Raw genomic sequence first — 14,700 nt, 5'->3', positions numbered from 1 at the left:
TGTATCCTCCCGGCCCTCGTCGCTGAAACCGCCTGCCGGGGTCGAGCGTAATACGCCAGACGATGGCTGGGGATCGGGCGGGGGCAAGGTCCGGGGAGCACGGGCTCTTTCAAGCGGAGGATTGACGTGAAGCCGAGATGCGTGATGTTGGTGTCCCTCGCGACGGCGGCGGCGCTCGTCGCGTCGTCCGTACCGCGGGCGTACGCCCAAGATGCGGGGACTGTGCCGCTCAGCCTGTCCGAGGCCCTTTCGAAGGCGCTCGAGAACAATCTCGATCTCGCCGTCGCCAAGAGAGACCCGCAGATCGCCCTGAACGACGTGCTGTTTCAGAAGGCCGCCTTCGACCCGTTCTTCACGTCGCAGCTCGGCCACACCGAGACCAAGTCCGAAGGGCAGCCGCTGTTCATCGGCGGCCGGGTCGTCTATGCCTCACCGAAGCAGAAGACCACGGACATCTCGGCCGACTTCAAGCAGCTCCTGAACTTCGGCGCGACCTGGGAAGCGTCGCTCAGCTCCGCCTACATCGATGCAAAGCCTTTTGGCGACTACAACCCCAAGTACAGCAGTGCCCTCAACCTGGCATTCACGCTCCCGCTTCTCAAAGGCCTCGGCAAGGAAACGACCGAGTACTCGCTCCTGGTGGCGAAGACGAACGTCGACATCAGCCACGAGGTGCTGCGCGGTCAGGCGACGAGCGTGATCCAGACGGTCGAGAACGCCTACTGGGACCTGCTCGCCTCGATGAAGGCGCAAGAGGTCGCCGAGCAGGCGCTGAAGCTCTCGCAAGATCTCTACGAGCTGAACAAGAAGAAGGTCGAGGTCGGGACGCTGGCCCCGATCGAGATCACGCAGGCCGAAGCGAACGTCGCCTCGAACGTCGAGGGCGTCATCACGACGAAGCTTGCCGTGAAGAACTCCGAGGACGCTCTTCGCCAGCTCCTGGCCATTCCTCCCGACGACCCTCTCTGGAACAAGTCGATCAATCCGACGGAGGAGCCGGCGCAGGACCAGCGGCAGCCGAGCCTCGACGAGGCGATCGCCACCGCGCTGAAGTCGCGTCCCGAGATTCTCCAGTCCGGCTATCAGGTCGAAACGGCGCAGCTCGGCGAGCGGGTGGCGAAGAAGAACGCCCGGCATCAACTCGATCTCACCGCCAGATTCTCGCCGACGGGGAACAATCTCAATTCAATCACGAACAATCAGCTTCCCGGCCCGGACGGCATCCTCAACACCGCCGATGACATCTTCTTCCAGACGTTCAATACCGGCGGGCTGGGATCCGCGTTGGGAGAGATTCCGAAGCTCGACAACTACACCTGGTTCGTCGGCCTCACCTACGCCGTTCCGATCAACAACCGCGCCGCCGAGGCGAACTACGCCAACGCCCAGATCAACCGCCAAAAAGCCGAGTTGTCCGAGCAGAACACCGAGGAGATCGTCCGCGTCGACGTGCGCCGCGCCGTTCGCGCCGTCGAGTCGGGCTACGAGCGGGTCGTCGCCGGGCGCAAGAACGTCGAGCTCCAGCAGAAGAAGCTCGAGGCCGAGCAGAAGAAGTTCGACAACGGGATGTCGACCTCGTTCGAGGTCTTCACCTTCCAGACCGACCTCAGGAACGCTCAATTGCAGCTCATCCAGGCCGTGCTCGACTACAACAAGGGGCTCGCGGATCTCGAGCGCTCGAAGGGCACGCTCCTCGAGTCGCAAGGCCTCAAGCTCGACGCCGAGGCCGGGAGGTAAGGAATGACCGAGTCCACGGGGGCACCGAGCCAGGGGCCGGAGCTGTCGCCGGTCGCGCGGCTGATCGGCGTCTTCACGTCGCCGACGAAGACCTTCGAGTCGATCGCCCGGAGGCCCGGATGGGACTGGCTGCTTCCGGTCTTCCTCCTCATGATCGCGTTCTTCGTCGTGCAGAGCGTCACCGTGACGAAGATCGACGTCGATCAGGCCGTCAAGAACCAGATGAAGTTCGTCGAGAAGATGTCGAAGGGCAACATGACCGACGCCCAGCGCGATCAGGTCGAGCAGAAGACGCGCGAGGGGTTCGAGAACGGCAAGAAGCCGGTGCGGCGGGCGTTGACGTCGCTCTTCGTCCTGATCCCGATCTTCTTCGTGCCGCTGCTCTATCACGGGCTCGCGGCGGCATTCGGGGCGAAGACGAACTATCTCAAGGTCGTCGCCGGGTACGCGTACACGCAGACGATCGGGCTCATCCCGCTCCTGCTGACGACGATCGTCGCGTATCCCAAGGCGTCGTTCGATCCGCCCGATGTCCAGTTCGGGCGCATCCTCAAGTCCAACGTCGCCGCGTTCATGGACTTCGAGACGACGAACAAGGCGCTCCTCGGCCTGCTCTCGAGCGTCGACGTCTTCGACATCTGGCTGTTCCTCGTGGGATCGATCGCGCTCTCGAAGACGACGCGCCTCTCGAAGTCATCGGCCCGTAATGTCGTCCTGGGCGTTTGGGTTGCCTACATCGTGGTCAAGGTTTGTCTGGGCCTCCTGTTGTCGGCGTTCATGGGATGACCAAGCTCCAGAAATCGCTGATCGTCGCGGGGGCCGTCGTCGTGGTCGGCGGCATCATCGCGGCGTCGGTGCTCAGCAAGCCCAAGGAGCAGGGCGAGGAGGTCTACATGGCCAAGGCGGCCGTGAAGGACCTCGCCTCGTTCGTCTCCGCGACCGGCCGGATCGAGGCCCGCACGAAGGTCAACATCCAGTCGTCGGTCGTCATCGGCGAGATCGTCCAGCTCCCGGTGAAGGAAGGCGACCTGGTCAAGAAGGGGGACCTCCTCGTCCAGATCGACCCCCAGCGTTACAAGACCGAGGTCGACCGGCTCCAGTCCGCCGTACGGATGCAGAAGATCGCGATCGACCAGGCGAAGGTTGCGCTCGCGAACTCGGAGCGTCAGAACAAGCGTAACAAGGCTCTCTTCCAGACGAGCGGGCTCGTCTCGCAGGAGACGCTCGACCTGAGCGATCTCGACCTCAGGCAGCGCGAGATCGAGCTCGGCAGCCTCGAGGAGCAGGTCGCGCAGGCGGACGCGAGCCTCGCGCACGCGCAAGACGACCTCTCGAAGACGACGATCCGGTCGCCGATGGACGGCACCGTCACGAAGCTGAACGCCGAGAAGGGCGAGATCACGCTGACCGGGACGATGAACAACCCCGGCACCGTGATCATGATCGTCTCCGACATGGGCGAGATCCTGGCGACGGTCGACGTCGACGAGACCCGCGTGACCCAGGTCAAGCTTGGGCAGATCGCCCGCGTCGTCGTCGACGCCGTCGGCGAGGCGAAGCCGTACGCCGGCAAGGTCATCGAGATCGCCGGCTCGGCGATCCAGCGCGCCGGCCAGCAGACGCAGATCTTCGAGGTCAAGATCGCGCTCGATACCGTGGATACGAAGCTCCGTCCCGGAATGACCGCCAAGGCGCGCATCGAGACCGAGCGTGCGGATCACGCGCTCACGGTGCCGATCCAGGCGATCATGCTCAAGAAGCCGTCGGAGCTCGAGGCGAAGGACGGCAAAGACAAGAAGGACGCGAAGGATCCCGCGCCGGCTCCCGCCGCGAAGGCGGACAAGGCCGACACGCAGGAGTGCGTCTTCGTCGTCGAGAACAAGAAGGCGGTCCTCAAGAAGGTGAAGTCCGGCATCAGCGACGAGACCTCGGTCACGGTCGCGGACGGTCTCAAGGAGGGCGAGACGGTGATCACGGGCCCGTACCGCGCCCTCCGCGACCTCAAGCCCGGCGATCTCGTCCGCGAGAAGAAGGCCGAAGAGAAGAAGAAAGGAGACGACGAGGGCAAGGCCCAAGTCGAAATCGATTGAGCGCGCTCATCGACATCAAGGACGTCCACAAGACCTATCAGATGGGGGCGGAGACGATCGTCCAGGCGCTCGACGACGTATCGCTGTCGATCGAAGGCGGCGACTACGTCGCGATCATGGGACCTTCGGGCTCGGGCAAGTCGACGCTCATGAACCTGATCGGATGCCTCGACACCCCGACGTCGGGGTCGTACGTCCTGAAGGGCCGCGAGATCGCCACGATGAACGACGACGAGCTCGCGCAGATCCGCAACAAGGAGATCGGCTTCATCTTCCAGACGTTCAACCTGCTGCCGCGCGCGGACGCCGTCCAGAACGTCGAGCTCCCGCTCGTCTACTCGGGCGTGCCGCGCCGCGAGCGGCGCGAGCGCGCCGAGAAGGCGCTCGATGCCGTCGGCCTCGGCACGCGCAAGCACCATCGCCCGAACGAGATGTCCGGCGGCCAGCGGCAGCGCGTGGCGATCGCGCGCGCCCTCGTCAACGGCCCGTCGATCCTCCTCGCCGACGAGCCGACCGGGAACCTCGACTCCAAGACGGGCGAGGAGATCCTCGCGCTCATGGACGATCTGCACCGCCGCGGCAACACGATCATCCTCGTCACCCACGAGGACGACCTCGCGCAGCACGCCGCCCGCGTCGTGCGCCTCAGGGACGGAAAGATCATCAGCGACGTGCGCAACACCCCCGTCGGAGCCTGAGGTGTTCCTCGAAAACCTCCTGATGGCCCTGAAGGCGATCTGGGCCAACAAGATGAGGTCGATGCTGACGACCCTCGGCATCGTGATCGGCACCGCGGCCGTCATCGCGGTCGTCTCGATCGTGCAGGGGTTCAGCCAGGTCATCACGCAAGAGGTGCAGAATCTCGGAGCGAACACGATCATCGTCGAGCCGTTCCGCCCGCCGGGGAAGGAAGGCGACAAGCTCGGGAAGATCGTGCTCACGTGGGAGGACGGCCAGGCCGTCATGCGCACCTGCCCGTCGGTCACCGTCGCGACGCCGATCGTGCAGCACTTCGGCGAGGTGAAGTTCGGCGAGGAGCGCTCGCAGTACCAGGTCATCGGCGTCCAGCCGGTCTTCCAGGACGTGAGGAACTACTACGTCGATCTCGGGCGCTTCTTCGGCGCGCTCGACGAGACCGGCAAGACGAACGCGTGCGTCATCGGCCACGGCGTCCTCACCGATCTCAAGCTCCCGGAGAACCCGGTCGGCAAGGACCTCCGCGTCGAGGGGCGGACCTGCCACATCATCGGCGTCATGGAGCCGAAAGGGCAGCTCCTGGGACAGGAGCTGGACAAGTTCGTCATGATCCCGTTCGGCACCGCGGTGTCCTTGTGGGGACACGACGTCGAGGAGAACACCGCGTTCCTCGTCCGCTCCCGCACGCCCGAGCTCGTCGACCAGGCCGCGGACGAGATCGAGAACACGCTCCGTGTCCGCCACCGCTTGCGCGCCGACCAGCCGAGCGACTTCAAGGTGTCGACGCAGAAGGAGTTCCTGAAGTCGTTCACGAAGTTCGCGAACGGCGTGACCTACGTCGTGGCGGGCGTCGTCTCGATCGCGCTCCTCGTCGGCGGGATCGGGATCATGAACATCATGCTCGTCTCGGTGACCGAGCGGACGCGCGAGATCGGCGTCCGCAAGGCGGTCGGCGCGCGCCGGAGCCACATCCTCGCCCAGTTCGTCATCGAGGCGATCACGCTCGCCCTCGTGGGCGGAATCATCGGCATGGCGATGGGGATCGGGGTCGGCGCGCTCGCGGCGAAGCTGATCCCGAATTGGCCCGGATTCTTCGTGCCGCTCTGGGCGCTCGCCCTGGCTTTCGGCTTCTCGTCCGCCGTCGGCCTGTTCTTCGGGATCTACCCCGCCGCAAAAGCCTCACGTCTGGATCCGATCGAGTCGCTGCGCTACGAATAATTTGCCCTCCCGGCGTGGTTCCGGGGCTTGGGTTATCCTTTTTTGCACGATGCTGGGTGACCTGGGACGCCTGTATCTCGCCGGTGGACCGATGATGCACCCGATCACGGTGTGCAGCGTGGTCGCGGTCGCCGTCATCGTCTACAAGCTCATCCAGTTCCGATCGCTCCAGATCGATGTACGCGATTTCTTCGCCCACGTTCGCAAGGAGCTCTTGAACGGCCGCGTCCGCGAGGCCGCGGAGGTCTGCGAATCGCGGCGAGGGCCGGCGGCCTCCGTTCTCCATGCCGGGGTGCTCAAGATCGGCGCGCCCCGGAACGAGGTCGAATCCGCGATGGAGGCAACCGCCCTCTACGAGCTGGCCCAGCTCGAGGGAAAGCTCGGCCTCCTCGCGACGATCGCGAACTTGGCGCCGATCCTCGGTTTTCTTGGAACCGTCTGGGGGATGATCGTCGCGTTCGACGTCATTCACGTGGGCGGGCTGTCGGACCCCTCCCGAGTTGCCGGCGGGATCTCCCAGGCGCTGTACACGACGGCCTGGGGACTGATCGTGGCCGCGATCGCGCTCCCGTTCCACAATTACTTGGCGGGGCGCGTGGCCGCCCAGAGCCGTACCTTGGAGATGGCCGCCAGCGTCGTCGTCGAGACCTTCTCGGAGATGGAGCGGATGGGGACGAAGGCCTAGAGCCGAAGCGATGCACCTGCCAAGGCCCCGGCCGTTGCCTCCCGCGGTGCCCGCTGCCGCTCTGGCAAACCTCGCGCTTCTGCTCGTGTTCTTCTTCTTTCTCGCCACTCGCTACGACCCTCAGGACTCCGCCACGGAGCTGCCGCGCGCGCCGGGCCCGTTCGAGGCGCCCGCCGGTGCCGTGACGATCGTCGTCGAGCGCGGTCCGGACGATGCGCTCGAGTGGCGTGTCGAGCGCGAGCCGGGCAAGTTCCAGGATCTCGGCGGCCCGGAGGGGCTGTACTTCGAGGCGTCGCGGATCGTGGACAAGGATTCTGAGAGAACCTTTCTCCTGCGCGTCGACGGGTCGATCCGCTTCGCCGTCGTCGACGACGTCCTCGAGATGCTACGGAAGGCCGGCGTGAAGAACGTCGTCCTCGGCGCCCGTCCGACGATCGCGGCGGGAGCCTAGATGCACCTGCGGCGCGCGGTCACGCGGGTCACGGCGGTGCCGACGACGCCGATGGCCAACCTCGCCCTGCTCATCTTCACGACCGTCATGATTTCGGGGATGTTCGGAGCGGTGCGCGGCCCCGCGATGCGCTTCGCCAGCTCGTCGGGGGGAGGCGTCTTCGACGACCGCGGGGCGGTCAAGGTCGAGGTCGGTTCGGAGAACGAGATCGCGGTCGACGGCTCGTCGATTCCGGCGGGCAGCTTGGAGAGCGAGCTGCGCGCGCGTCTGGCCGGCTCGCAGCGGCCGGCGGTGATCCTCATCGTCGCGCCCGACGCGAGCTACCAGGCGATGATCGACGCCTACGCGGCGATCGCCTCACTTCCCGGACCGCCCCGCATCGGCTTTCCACCGCGGTCGCGGAGGGCCTCGCTGTGAGCTCGCTGCGCGGTCTTCTCAAGCTCGAGGACAAGCTCGAAGCCGAGAAGCGGCGGCTGGCGCACCTCGGCGGACCTTCGCTCGGCCACCTCCTCCCGCTCATCGTCGTCGCGACGGTCGCGCTCCACGTCGTCGTGCTCCTCCTTCCTACTTTTGCGACCCCCGCCGGGGTGTCCGTCCCCTCGACACCGCCCGATTTCCCGATGGTCTGGCGGCCGGCACCGCCGGTCGCCGAGGAGGGGTCGGCGCCGGTCGCCGAGCCGGGAGGGCGTCCGGCCGGAACACCGGCGCCGCTCGTCGCCCGGGAGATGCAGGTCACGTTCGAGCCCGTCGCCGAGCCGGCGCCACCGATCGCGATCGCGGTCAACCCGGAGGTCGACCCTCTGATCCCACCTCCCGATGCCGTTCCACCGTCGGTCGAGCCGTCGTCACCGCAAGCCGGGCAGGCTGCGGCGGGGCTAACCCTGGTCAAGCGCGCGCGGCCGGTCTATCCGCCCGCGGCGCGGGCGCTTCGCGTGGATGCGCGCGTCACGGTGCAGCTCGTCGTCGCCGTCGACGGAACGATCGCGGACGCGACGGTGATCGGCAGCACGAGGACCGGCTTGGGTTTCGAAACGGCGGCGATCGACGCGGTGAAGCAATGGCGGTACGAACGGCACGACGGGGGAACGGCGCCGCGCACGATCGTCGTGGCGATCGACTTCAAGGGGGCCCGATGAGGGGCCGCATGGTCGTCGCCACCGCCCTTGCCCTTACCTTCGCGTTCACGAGGCCGGCCCGGGCCGTGGACCCGCACGATGCCATGTCCGATTTCAAGGCGGGCCGATACCTGGAGGCGGTGACGAAGTTCCAGGCGCTCGTCGACCGGTCCCCCGATTACGACTTCGGCTTCTTCATGCTCGGCCATTGCATGCTCAAGATGCGGTCACCGGGGGCGGCCGAAGGCCATTTCCGGCACGCGATCGAGCTCAACCCCACGCGCCCCGAGTACTACATGGGCCTCGCGTTCGCGCTCAGGGACGAAGCGAACTGGGAGCGCACGATCCAGGCCCTCACCGAAGGGTTGGGGCACACGCAGGACCCGTTCAAACGCTACAACCTGCTCCTGTTCCGGGCACAGGCCTGGTACGCGCTCCAGCGCTGGGATCAGGTGGTCGCCGACCTCGAGGTGGCCAGGCGGATTCACCAGGATCCGGCGGTCTTCGCGCAGCTCGGCAAGGCGTACTTCGGGAACGGCGACCCCAAGGCGGCGATCCAACCCCTCCGCTTCGCCCTCGAGTCGTCCCCGGACGACACCGGCGTGCTCCGGGTCCTGAGCGAGAGCTACATCCGGATCGCGGCGGATGAGACCGACGTCGTGAAGAAAAAGATCCTCTACGGCCAGGCGCTCGAGTTCGCGCAGCGCCTCTCTTCCCTGACGCCTGACGACATGGACGCGATGCACCTCGTGGGCCGCGCGGCGCTCGGCGCCGGGCAGCTCGACAAGGCGGAGTCGGTGTTCCGCCATGTCCTCGACCGCGAGCCCCGCCAGTGCTACGCGATGATCAACCTCGGCCGGACCTTTTGCGCCGCGCAGAAATATCCCGAGGCCAAGCAGTGGCTCCAGCGCGCGGAGGCCTGCGCGCCGCGCCTGGGGCTCGTCTACGAGACCCTGGGCGACCTCTACTTGAAGATGGGGCTGCCCGACGAAGCGGCGAACGCGTTCCGGCGCGCCGACGACCTTTCCCCCGACGACGACACGCTCCTGCCCCCCGGCCGACCCCGTCCTTCGCGGGACGGAACGATCAGCGTGTCCGCCCCTCGCTGACCCCCAAAAGCACCGTCCGGACGCTGTGTTAGAGTACCGCCCCTTCGGCGCGGAGCTTCCATGGAAGGCAGCCTGATCACAGTCCTGCTCACGATCGTGATGGCAGTGGTGATGATCGGCGCGATGCTCGTGGCGAGCTGGCTCGTTCCCAAGCTGATCAACAAGAGCTGGCTCAAGGCGAAGGTCGACACGACCCCGTACGAGTGCGGGTCGCGACCGTTCGAGCCGGTCACCAAGCATCGCTTCTCCGTGAAGTTCTACCTCGTCGCCATGCTCTTCATCCTGTTCGACATCGAGGCGGCGTTCCTCCTCCCGTGGGCCGTGACGTTCCGCGGGTTCGCGGGAAGCAAGGGGTTCGTCCTCGCCGAGATGGCGGTCTTCCTCGGGATCCTCGTCGCCGGCTACGTGTACCTCTGGCGGCGCGGCGCCCTCGAGTGGGAGTGAGCCGATGGCCGAAGGCGAAAAGGCTGTCGAGCTCCTCAAGGCGCGGTTTCCGGACGCGGTCCTCGAAACGGCCTCGTTCCGTGACCAGTGGTGGGCGGTCGTCACCTCGAAGGATTGGTTCCGCGCGGCGCAGTGGCTCCGCGACGACCCGGAGACCGATTTCACCGTTCTGCTCGACGTGACGGCGGTCCACTGGCCTCACCGCGCCGAGCCGATGGAAGTCGTCGCCCACCTGTACAGCCCGAAGCGTAACGACATCCTCCGCCTCAAGACCCGTACCGGCGACCGAGGGCCGGTCGCCTCGCTGACCCCCCTCTGGCGCTCGGCCGATTGGAACGAGCGCGAGGCGTTCGACATGTTCGGCGTCGTCTTCGAAGGCCACCCCGACCTCCGGCGCATTCTGATGCCGGAGGACTACACCGACTTCCCGCTCCGCAAGGAGCTTCCGCTCTTCCGCGGCTGAAGCCAGGGCGAGGACGATGCCGGTCGCGTTCGATGTCTCCCCGGATCACGGCGATACGCTGACGATCAACATGGGCCCGTCGCACCCGGCGACCCACGGCGTGCTCCGCTGCATCCTCAAGCTCGATGGTGAGACGGTCGTCGGCTGCGACGCGGTCATCGGCTACCTGCACCGCGGGATGGAGAAGATCGCCGAGAACCGGACCTATCTCCAGTTCATCCCCTACACCGACCGGATGGACTACCTGAGCCCGCTCGCGGCGAACGTCGGCTTCGCGCTCGCGGTCGAGAAGCTCCTCGGGATCGAGGTCCCGCCGCGGTGCGAAGTGCTCCGCGTCATGTGCGCCGAGCTCGCGCGCATCGGCTCGCACCTCGTGTGGCTCGGCACCTCCGCGCTCGATCTCGGCGCGGCGACGATGTTCTTCCACACCTTCAAGGACCGCGAGTGGCACTACGACCTCGTCGAGGACCTGACAGGTGCGCGGCTCACGACGTCGTTCACGCGCGTCGGCGGCGTGGCGTACGACGCCAGCGCCGATTGGCTCAAGCGCCTCCGTGAATTCGTCGACGCGATGCCCGGCCGGATCGACGACTACGAAGGCCTCCTCACCAAGAACACGATCTGGCTCAAGCGCACGCAGGGAGTCGGCAAGCTCACCGCCGCGGAGGCGCTCTCGTACGGCTGCACCGGGCCGGTGCTGCGCGCGTCGGGGGTCTCCTACGACGTGCGGAAGGCGAAGCCGTACAGCGGCTACCAGAATTACGACTTCAAGGTGCCGGTCGGCACCGAGGGCGACGTCTACGACCGCTACCTCGTCCGCGTCGAGGAGATGCGGCAGTCGGTCCGCATCCTCGACCAGGCCCTGAAGAACATTCCCGACGGCCCGGTCAACGTCGACGATCCGAAGGTCTTCCTCCCTCCCAAGAAGAAAGTGCTCACGAAGATGGAGGAGCTGATCCATCAGTTCATGATCGTCACCGAAGGGTTTGAGTGCCCGCCCGGTGAGGTTTACCTCGCAACCGAGGTCCCCAAGGGCGAGCTGGGCTTCTACATCGTCTCCGAGGGCGGCCGCTCGCCCTATCGCCTGCGCATCCGCGCGGCTGCATTCAACAACCTCGCGAGCCTCGCGCATCAGGTGCAGGGCGAGCTCGTGGCCGACGTCGTCGCCTGCATCGGGAGCATCGACCCGGTCATGGGCGAGGTCGACCGATGATTGGGGACATTCTGCTTTTTCTTTCAAATTCGGAGAGGGGAATAAGGGGACGGCTAGCGAATTTCGCAATTCAGAAGTTCGGAAGCAGTCCCCTTATTCCCCTCTCCGAATTTGAAAGAAAAAGCAGAATGTCCCCACGAGGTCCCTCTGAGAGATCGCATGTACGGCGCTGACTTCGAGAAGAGGGTCGACTCCCTCGTCGCGCGGTACCCGCAGCCGAAGGCGGCGCTTTTGCCGGTGCTGTGGGAGGTCCAGCGCGCGCACGGCTGGGTGCCGCTCGAGGCCGAGGAGTGGGTCGCGCGGCGCTTGAACGTCGCCCCGTCGCACGTTCACGGCTGCGTGACCTTCTACACGATGTACAAGCAGCGGCCGACCGGGAAGTACCACATCCAGGTGTGCACGACTCTCTCGTGCATGCTGCGCGGGTCGGATCCGCTCCTCGAGCACCTCGAGAAGAAGCTCAAGATCAAGACGGGGGAGACGACCCCCGACGGCAAGTTCTCGCTCGTGCGCGTCGAGTGCCTCGGCTCGTGCGGCACCGCGCCGATGTTCCAGCTCAACGACGACTACCACGAGAACCTCACGCTCGAGAAGGTCGACGGCCTCCTCGAGAGCCTCCCGTAGGACGAGCGATGGAACGCATCCTCACGCGCAACGTCGACAAGGAGAATTCCACGACCCTCGCCGTCTACGAGGCGTCGGGTGGCTACCAGGCGCTGCGCAAAGTCACGTCGTCGATGACTCCCGACCAGGTCACCGACGAGGTCAAGAAGTCGGGCCTGAGGGGACGCGGCGGCGCCGGGTTCGGCTGCGGTCTCAAGTGGTCGTTCATGCCGAAGGAGGTCGCGGCGGGCCGTCCGCACTACTTCCTCATCAACGCCGACGAGTCCGAGCCGGGAACGTTCAAGGACCGGCTGCTCATGGAGAAGGACCCGCACCTCGTCATCGAGGGGTCGCTCCTCGGGGCGTACGCGATCAGGGCGTCGAAGGTCTACATCTACATCCGCGGCGAGTTCGTCCATGCCGCGAACGTGCTCGACCGCGCGATCGAAGAGGCGTACGCGAAGCGCTATGCGGGCGCGAACATCCTCGGCACCGCATGGAGCTGCGACGTCATCGTCCACCGCGGCGCCGGCGCGTACATCTGCGGCGAAGAGACGGCGCTCATGTCGTCGCTCGTCGGAGACCGCGGCTACCCGCGCCTCAAGCCGCCGTTCCCGGCGGCCTCCGGCGTCTGGGGCTGCCCGACGACGATCAACAACGTCGAGACGGTGGCGAACGTGCCGTTCATCATCGAGCGCGGCGCCGACTGGTTCCTGTCGGTCGGCAAGGCGCCGAAGAACACCGGGCCCAAGCTCTACTGCCTCTCCGGGCACGTCAAGCGCCCCGGCGTCTACGAGGCGCCGCTCGGCCTGCCCCTTCGCGAGCTGATCTACGACCTCGGCGGCGGGATGCTCCACGACGATCGCCCGCTCAAGGCGGTCATCCCCGGCGGGTCGTCGGTTCCGGTCCTGCGGGCGGACGAGTGCGACGTCGATCTCGACTTCGACGCGCTCGCAGCGAAGGGCACGATGCTTGGCTCGGCGGGGCTCATGGTCATGGACAGCAGCACGTGCATGGTCGGGGCGATGGCTCGCATCGCGCACTTCTACCGCCACGAGTCGTGCGGGCAGTGCACGCCGTGCCGCGAGGGATGCGGCTGGCTCGAGCGGATCCTCCAGCGCATCGAGAGCGGGCGCGGCCTCCAGCAAGACCTGGATCTGCTCCTCTCGATCTCGAACAACATCATCGGCAACACGATCTGCGCTTTAGGAGATGCCGCGGCGATGCCCGCGATCTCCTTCGTCACGAAGTTCCGGGACGAGTTCCAGCACCACATCGACCACAAGGCGTGCCTCGCGTCGACGCGCGCGCTCCAGGGGGTCGGCTAGATGCCGAAGGTCACGATCGACGGCCAGGAGCTCGAGGTCGCCGCCGGGACGACGATCCTGAACGCGTGCCAGCAGCGCGGCCGCGAGATCCCGCACTACTGCTACCACCCGGGGCTCACGATCGCGGGCAACTGCCGCATGTGCCTCGTCGAGGTCGAGAAGGCGCCGAAGCTCGTCATCGGCTGCTACACGCCGGTCGCCGAGGGAATGGTCGTCCACACGGCGAGCGAGAAGGTGGTCACGGCGCGCGCGGCGATGATGGAGTTCTTCCTCATCAACCACCCGCTCGACTGCCCGATCTGCGACCAGGCGGGGGAGTGCCGCCTCCAGGAGTACGCGGTCGAGTACGGCGACGGCGAGAGCCGCTACACCGAGCCGAAGCTCGCGCTCTCGAAAGCGGTCGACATCGGGCCGCACGTCATGCTCGACCAAGAGCGCTGCATCCAGTGCAGCCGCTGCATCCGCTTCTGCGACGAGGTCACGAAGACCGGCGAGCTCGGCTTCTTCGAGCGCGGCGAGCGCAGCCAGATCGGGATCTTTCCCGGCAAGCGGCTCGACAACGCCTACTCGGGGAACGTCGTCGACCTCTGCCCGGTGGGCGCGCTCACGCTCAAGGAGTTCCGCTTCGCGACGCGCGTCTGGTACCTGAAGAACACGCCGACGATCTGCGGCGGCTGCGCGCGCGGCTGCAACGTCGTCGTCGGCGTCGGCCAGCAGCAGACGATGATGACGACCACGGGGCAGCTCGACGATCGCGTCAAGCGCATCGTCCCGCGCGTCAACGAGGCGGTCAACGGCCACTGGATCTGCGACGAAGGCCGCCTTTCCTACGAGCGCGAGCAGCAGGCGACCCGGCTCGAGACGCCGCAGAAAGCCGGCACCGGGACGACCTACGACGAAGCGGTGCAAGCGGCCGCGGCGACCCTGAAGGCGGGCAAGCCCGCGATGCTCGCGTCCGCGCGTCTCGTCGCCGAAGACCTCTTCGCCTGGAAGTCGCTCATCGTCGCGCTCGGCGGGACGTCGACGAGCTTCCGCCGCGTCGTCCGCGGCGGGGACGACGCGATCCTCTACCGCGCCGACAAGGGCGCGAACTCCAAGGGAGCGGAGTGGATCCTCGGCTCGGCCGCGAGCGAGGCCCCGGGCTCGGGCCCGCTCCTCGTGCTCGGCGACACGCTCGACCCGCAGGACACCGCGCCGAAGGTTGCCGGCCGGCCGGTGGTCTTCGTGGGGCCGTTCGTGTCCGGCGCCGCCGAAGGCGCCGCCGTCGCGATCCCGTCGGCATCGTGGTCGGAAGCAGACGGCACCTTCGTCAACTTCGAAGGGCGCGCGCAGCGCGTGCGGCGCTGCCACCTGCCGCTCGGCGAGGCGCGTCCCGGCTGGCGGATCGCGATGGACATCGCGGAGGCCGCGGGCGTTTCGCTTCCCGCGTGGGGGTCGGCCGACGACGTGCTCGCCGATCTCGCCAAGGCGGTGCGCGAGTTCGAGGGCGTGACGCCCGAGACCCTCGGCCTTCTCGGCGTGCCGGCCGCGGCGGCGGCGCGGGCCTGA

General features: G+C 66.8%; 16 protein-coding genes. All 16 read left to right on the top strand.

The window, feature by feature from the left end; all coding sequences use genetic code 11:
• Positions 1 to 126: 126 nt before the first annotated feature.
• The 16 genes from VFV19_00215 to VFV19_00140 all read left to right on the top strand — a co-directional run bounded on the left by VFV19_00215 (position 127) and on the right by VFV19_00140 (position 14,700).
• Entirely contained in the window at positions 127 to 1,737 is a 1,611-nt protein-coding gene (locus VFV19_00215) for a TolC family protein (GenBank protein ID HEX4822714.1), read from the top strand.
• A 3-nt stretch (positions 1,738 to 1,740) separates the two neighbouring features.
• Entirely contained in the window at positions 1,741 to 2,523 is a 783-nt protein-coding gene (locus tag VFV19_00210) for a Yip1 family protein (GenBank protein HEX4822713.1), read from the top strand.
• Complete coding sequence (locus VFV19_00205; GenBank protein HEX4822712.1) at positions 2,520 to 3,827, top strand: efflux RND transporter periplasmic adaptor subunit; 1,308 nt, start codon at positions 2,520 to 2,522, stop codon at positions 3,825 to 3,827. Before VFV19_00210 ends, VFV19_00205 begins: the two co-directional genes overlap by 4 nt.
• Positions 3,824 to 4,525, top strand: coding sequence for an ABC transporter ATP-binding protein (locus tag VFV19_00200; protein HEX4822711.1), 702 nt, complete (start codon positions 3,824 to 3,826; stop codon positions 4,523 to 4,525). Before VFV19_00205 ends, VFV19_00200 begins: the two co-directional genes overlap by 4 nt.
• A 1-nt stretch (position 4,526) precedes the next feature.
• Positions 4,527 to 5,741: an ABC transporter permease gene (locus VFV19_00195; GenBank protein HEX4822710.1), complete on the top strand. Its 1,215-nt coding sequence runs from the start codon at positions 4,527 to 4,529 to the stop codon at positions 5,739 to 5,741.
• 49 nt (positions 5,742 to 5,790) lie between these two features.
• On the top strand, positions 5,791 to 6,426 hold the full coding sequence (locus VFV19_00190; GenBank protein ID HEX4822709.1) for a MotA/TolQ/ExbB proton channel family protein: 636 nt from the start codon (positions 5,791 to 5,793) through the stop codon (positions 6,424 to 6,426).
• Between the two features lie 10 nt (positions 6,427 to 6,436).
• Entirely contained in the window at positions 6,437 to 6,877 is a 441-nt protein-coding gene (locus VFV19_00185; protein ID HEX4822708.1) for a biopolymer transporter ExbD, read from the top strand.
• Positions 6,878 to 7,294: a biopolymer transporter ExbD gene (locus VFV19_00180; protein HEX4822707.1), complete on the top strand. Its 417-nt coding sequence runs from the start codon at positions 6,878 to 6,880 to the stop codon at positions 7,292 to 7,294.
• A complete protein-coding gene (locus tag VFV19_00175) occupies positions 7,291 to 8,013 on the top strand; it encodes a TonB family protein (GenBank protein HEX4822706.1) in 723 nt (240 codons plus the stop codon). Before VFV19_00180 ends, VFV19_00175 begins: the two co-directional genes overlap by 4 nt.
• Positions 8,010 to 9,101 (top strand): tetratricopeptide repeat protein, encoded by a 1,092-nt coding sequence (locus VFV19_00170; protein HEX4822705.1) that lies wholly within the window; start codon positions 8,010 to 8,012, stop codon positions 9,099 to 9,101. The genes VFV19_00175 and VFV19_00170 overlap by 4 nt, the downstream gene beginning before the upstream one ends.
• A gap of 60 nt (positions 9,102 to 9,161) precedes the next feature.
• Positions 9,162 to 9,545: an NADH-quinone oxidoreductase subunit A gene (locus VFV19_00165; protein HEX4822704.1), complete on the top strand. Its 384-nt coding sequence runs from the start codon at positions 9,162 to 9,164 to the stop codon at positions 9,543 to 9,545.
• Positions 9,546 to 9,549: 4 nt separating this feature from the next.
• Positions 9,550 to 10,008 carry an NADH-quinone oxidoreductase subunit C gene (locus tag VFV19_00160; GenBank protein ID HEX4822703.1) on the top strand — a complete coding sequence of 153 codons (459 nt, stop codon included), beginning with the start codon at positions 9,550 to 9,552 and terminating at the stop codon, positions 10,006 to 10,008.
• A gap of 16 nt (positions 10,009 to 10,024) precedes the next feature.
• A complete protein-coding gene (gene nuoD / locus VFV19_00155) occupies positions 10,025 to 11,221 on the top strand; it encodes an NADH dehydrogenase (quinone) subunit D (protein HEX4822702.1) in 1,197 nt (398 codons plus the stop codon).
• Between the two features lie 159 nt (positions 11,222 to 11,380).
• On the top strand, positions 11,381 to 11,845 hold the full coding sequence (locus VFV19_00150; GenBank protein ID HEX4822701.1) for an NAD(P)H-dependent oxidoreductase subunit E: 465 nt from the start codon (positions 11,381 to 11,383) through the stop codon (positions 11,843 to 11,845).
• Between the two features lie 8 nt (positions 11,846 to 11,853).
• Positions 11,854 to 13,152, top strand: a complete 1,299-nt coding sequence (gene nuoF / locus VFV19_00145; GenBank protein ID HEX4822700.1) for an NADH-quinone oxidoreductase subunit NuoF — start codon at positions 11,854 to 11,856, stop codon at positions 13,150 to 13,152.
• The gene (locus tag VFV19_00140; protein HEX4822699.1) at positions 13,153 to 14,700 is read left to right on the top strand and encodes a 2Fe-2S iron-sulfur cluster-binding protein; all 1,548 of its coding nucleotides are present in this window, start codon (positions 13,153 to 13,155) and stop codon (positions 14,698 to 14,700) included.

Source organism: Candidatus Polarisedimenticolaceae bacterium, from assembly GCA_036275915.1.
Taxonomy (GTDB): Bacteria; Acidobacteriota; Polarisedimenticolia; order Polarisedimenticolales; family DASRJG01; genus DASRJG01.
This window is presented reverse-complemented; position numbering and strand designations above follow the sequence as displayed.

Excerpts from the sequence above, each read along its gene's own strand:
- VFV19_00210 (HEX4822713.1), top strand. The coding sequence starts at position 1,741 with ATGACCGAGTCCACGGGGGCACCGAGCCAGGGGCCGGAGCTGTCGCCG.
- VFV19_00205 (HEX4822712.1), top strand. The coding sequence starts at position 2,520 with ATGACCAAGCTCCAGAAATCGCTGATCGTCGCGGGGGCCGTCGTCGTG.
- VFV19_00190 (HEX4822709.1), top strand. The coding sequence starts at position 5,791 with ATGCTGGGTGACCTGGGACGCCTGTATCTCGCCGGTGGACCGATGATG.
- VFV19_00185 (HEX4822708.1), top strand. The coding sequence starts at position 6,437 with ATGCACCTGCCAAGGCCCCGGCCGTTGCCTCCCGCGGTGCCCGCTGCC.
- VFV19_00180 (HEX4822707.1), top strand. The coding sequence starts at position 6,878 with ATGCACCTGCGGCGCGCGGTCACGCGGGTCACGGCGGTGCCGACGACG.
- VFV19_00170 (HEX4822705.1), top strand. The coding sequence starts at position 8,010 with ATGAGGGGCCGCATGGTCGTCGCCACCGCCCTTGCCCTTACCTTCGCG.
- VFV19_00165 (HEX4822704.1), top strand. The coding sequence starts at position 9,162 with ATGGAAGGCAGCCTGATCACAGTCCTGCTCACGATCGTGATGGCAGTG.
- VFV19_00160 (HEX4822703.1), top strand. The coding sequence starts at position 9,550 with ATGGCCGAAGGCGAAAAGGCTGTCGAGCTCCTCAAGGCGCGGTTTCCG.
- nuoD (HEX4822702.1), top strand. The coding sequence starts at position 10,025 with ATGCCGGTCGCGTTCGATGTCTCCCCGGATCACGGCGATACGCTGACG.
- VFV19_00150 (HEX4822701.1), top strand. The coding sequence starts at position 11,381 with ATGTACGGCGCTGACTTCGAGAAGAGGGTCGACTCCCTCGTCGCGCGG.
- nuoF (HEX4822700.1), top strand. The coding sequence starts at position 11,854 with ATGGAACGCATCCTCACGCGCAACGTCGACAAGGAGAATTCCACGACC.
- VFV19_00140 (HEX4822699.1), top strand. The coding sequence starts at position 13,153 with ATGCCGAAGGTCACGATCGACGGCCAGGAGCTCGAGGTCGCCGCCGGG.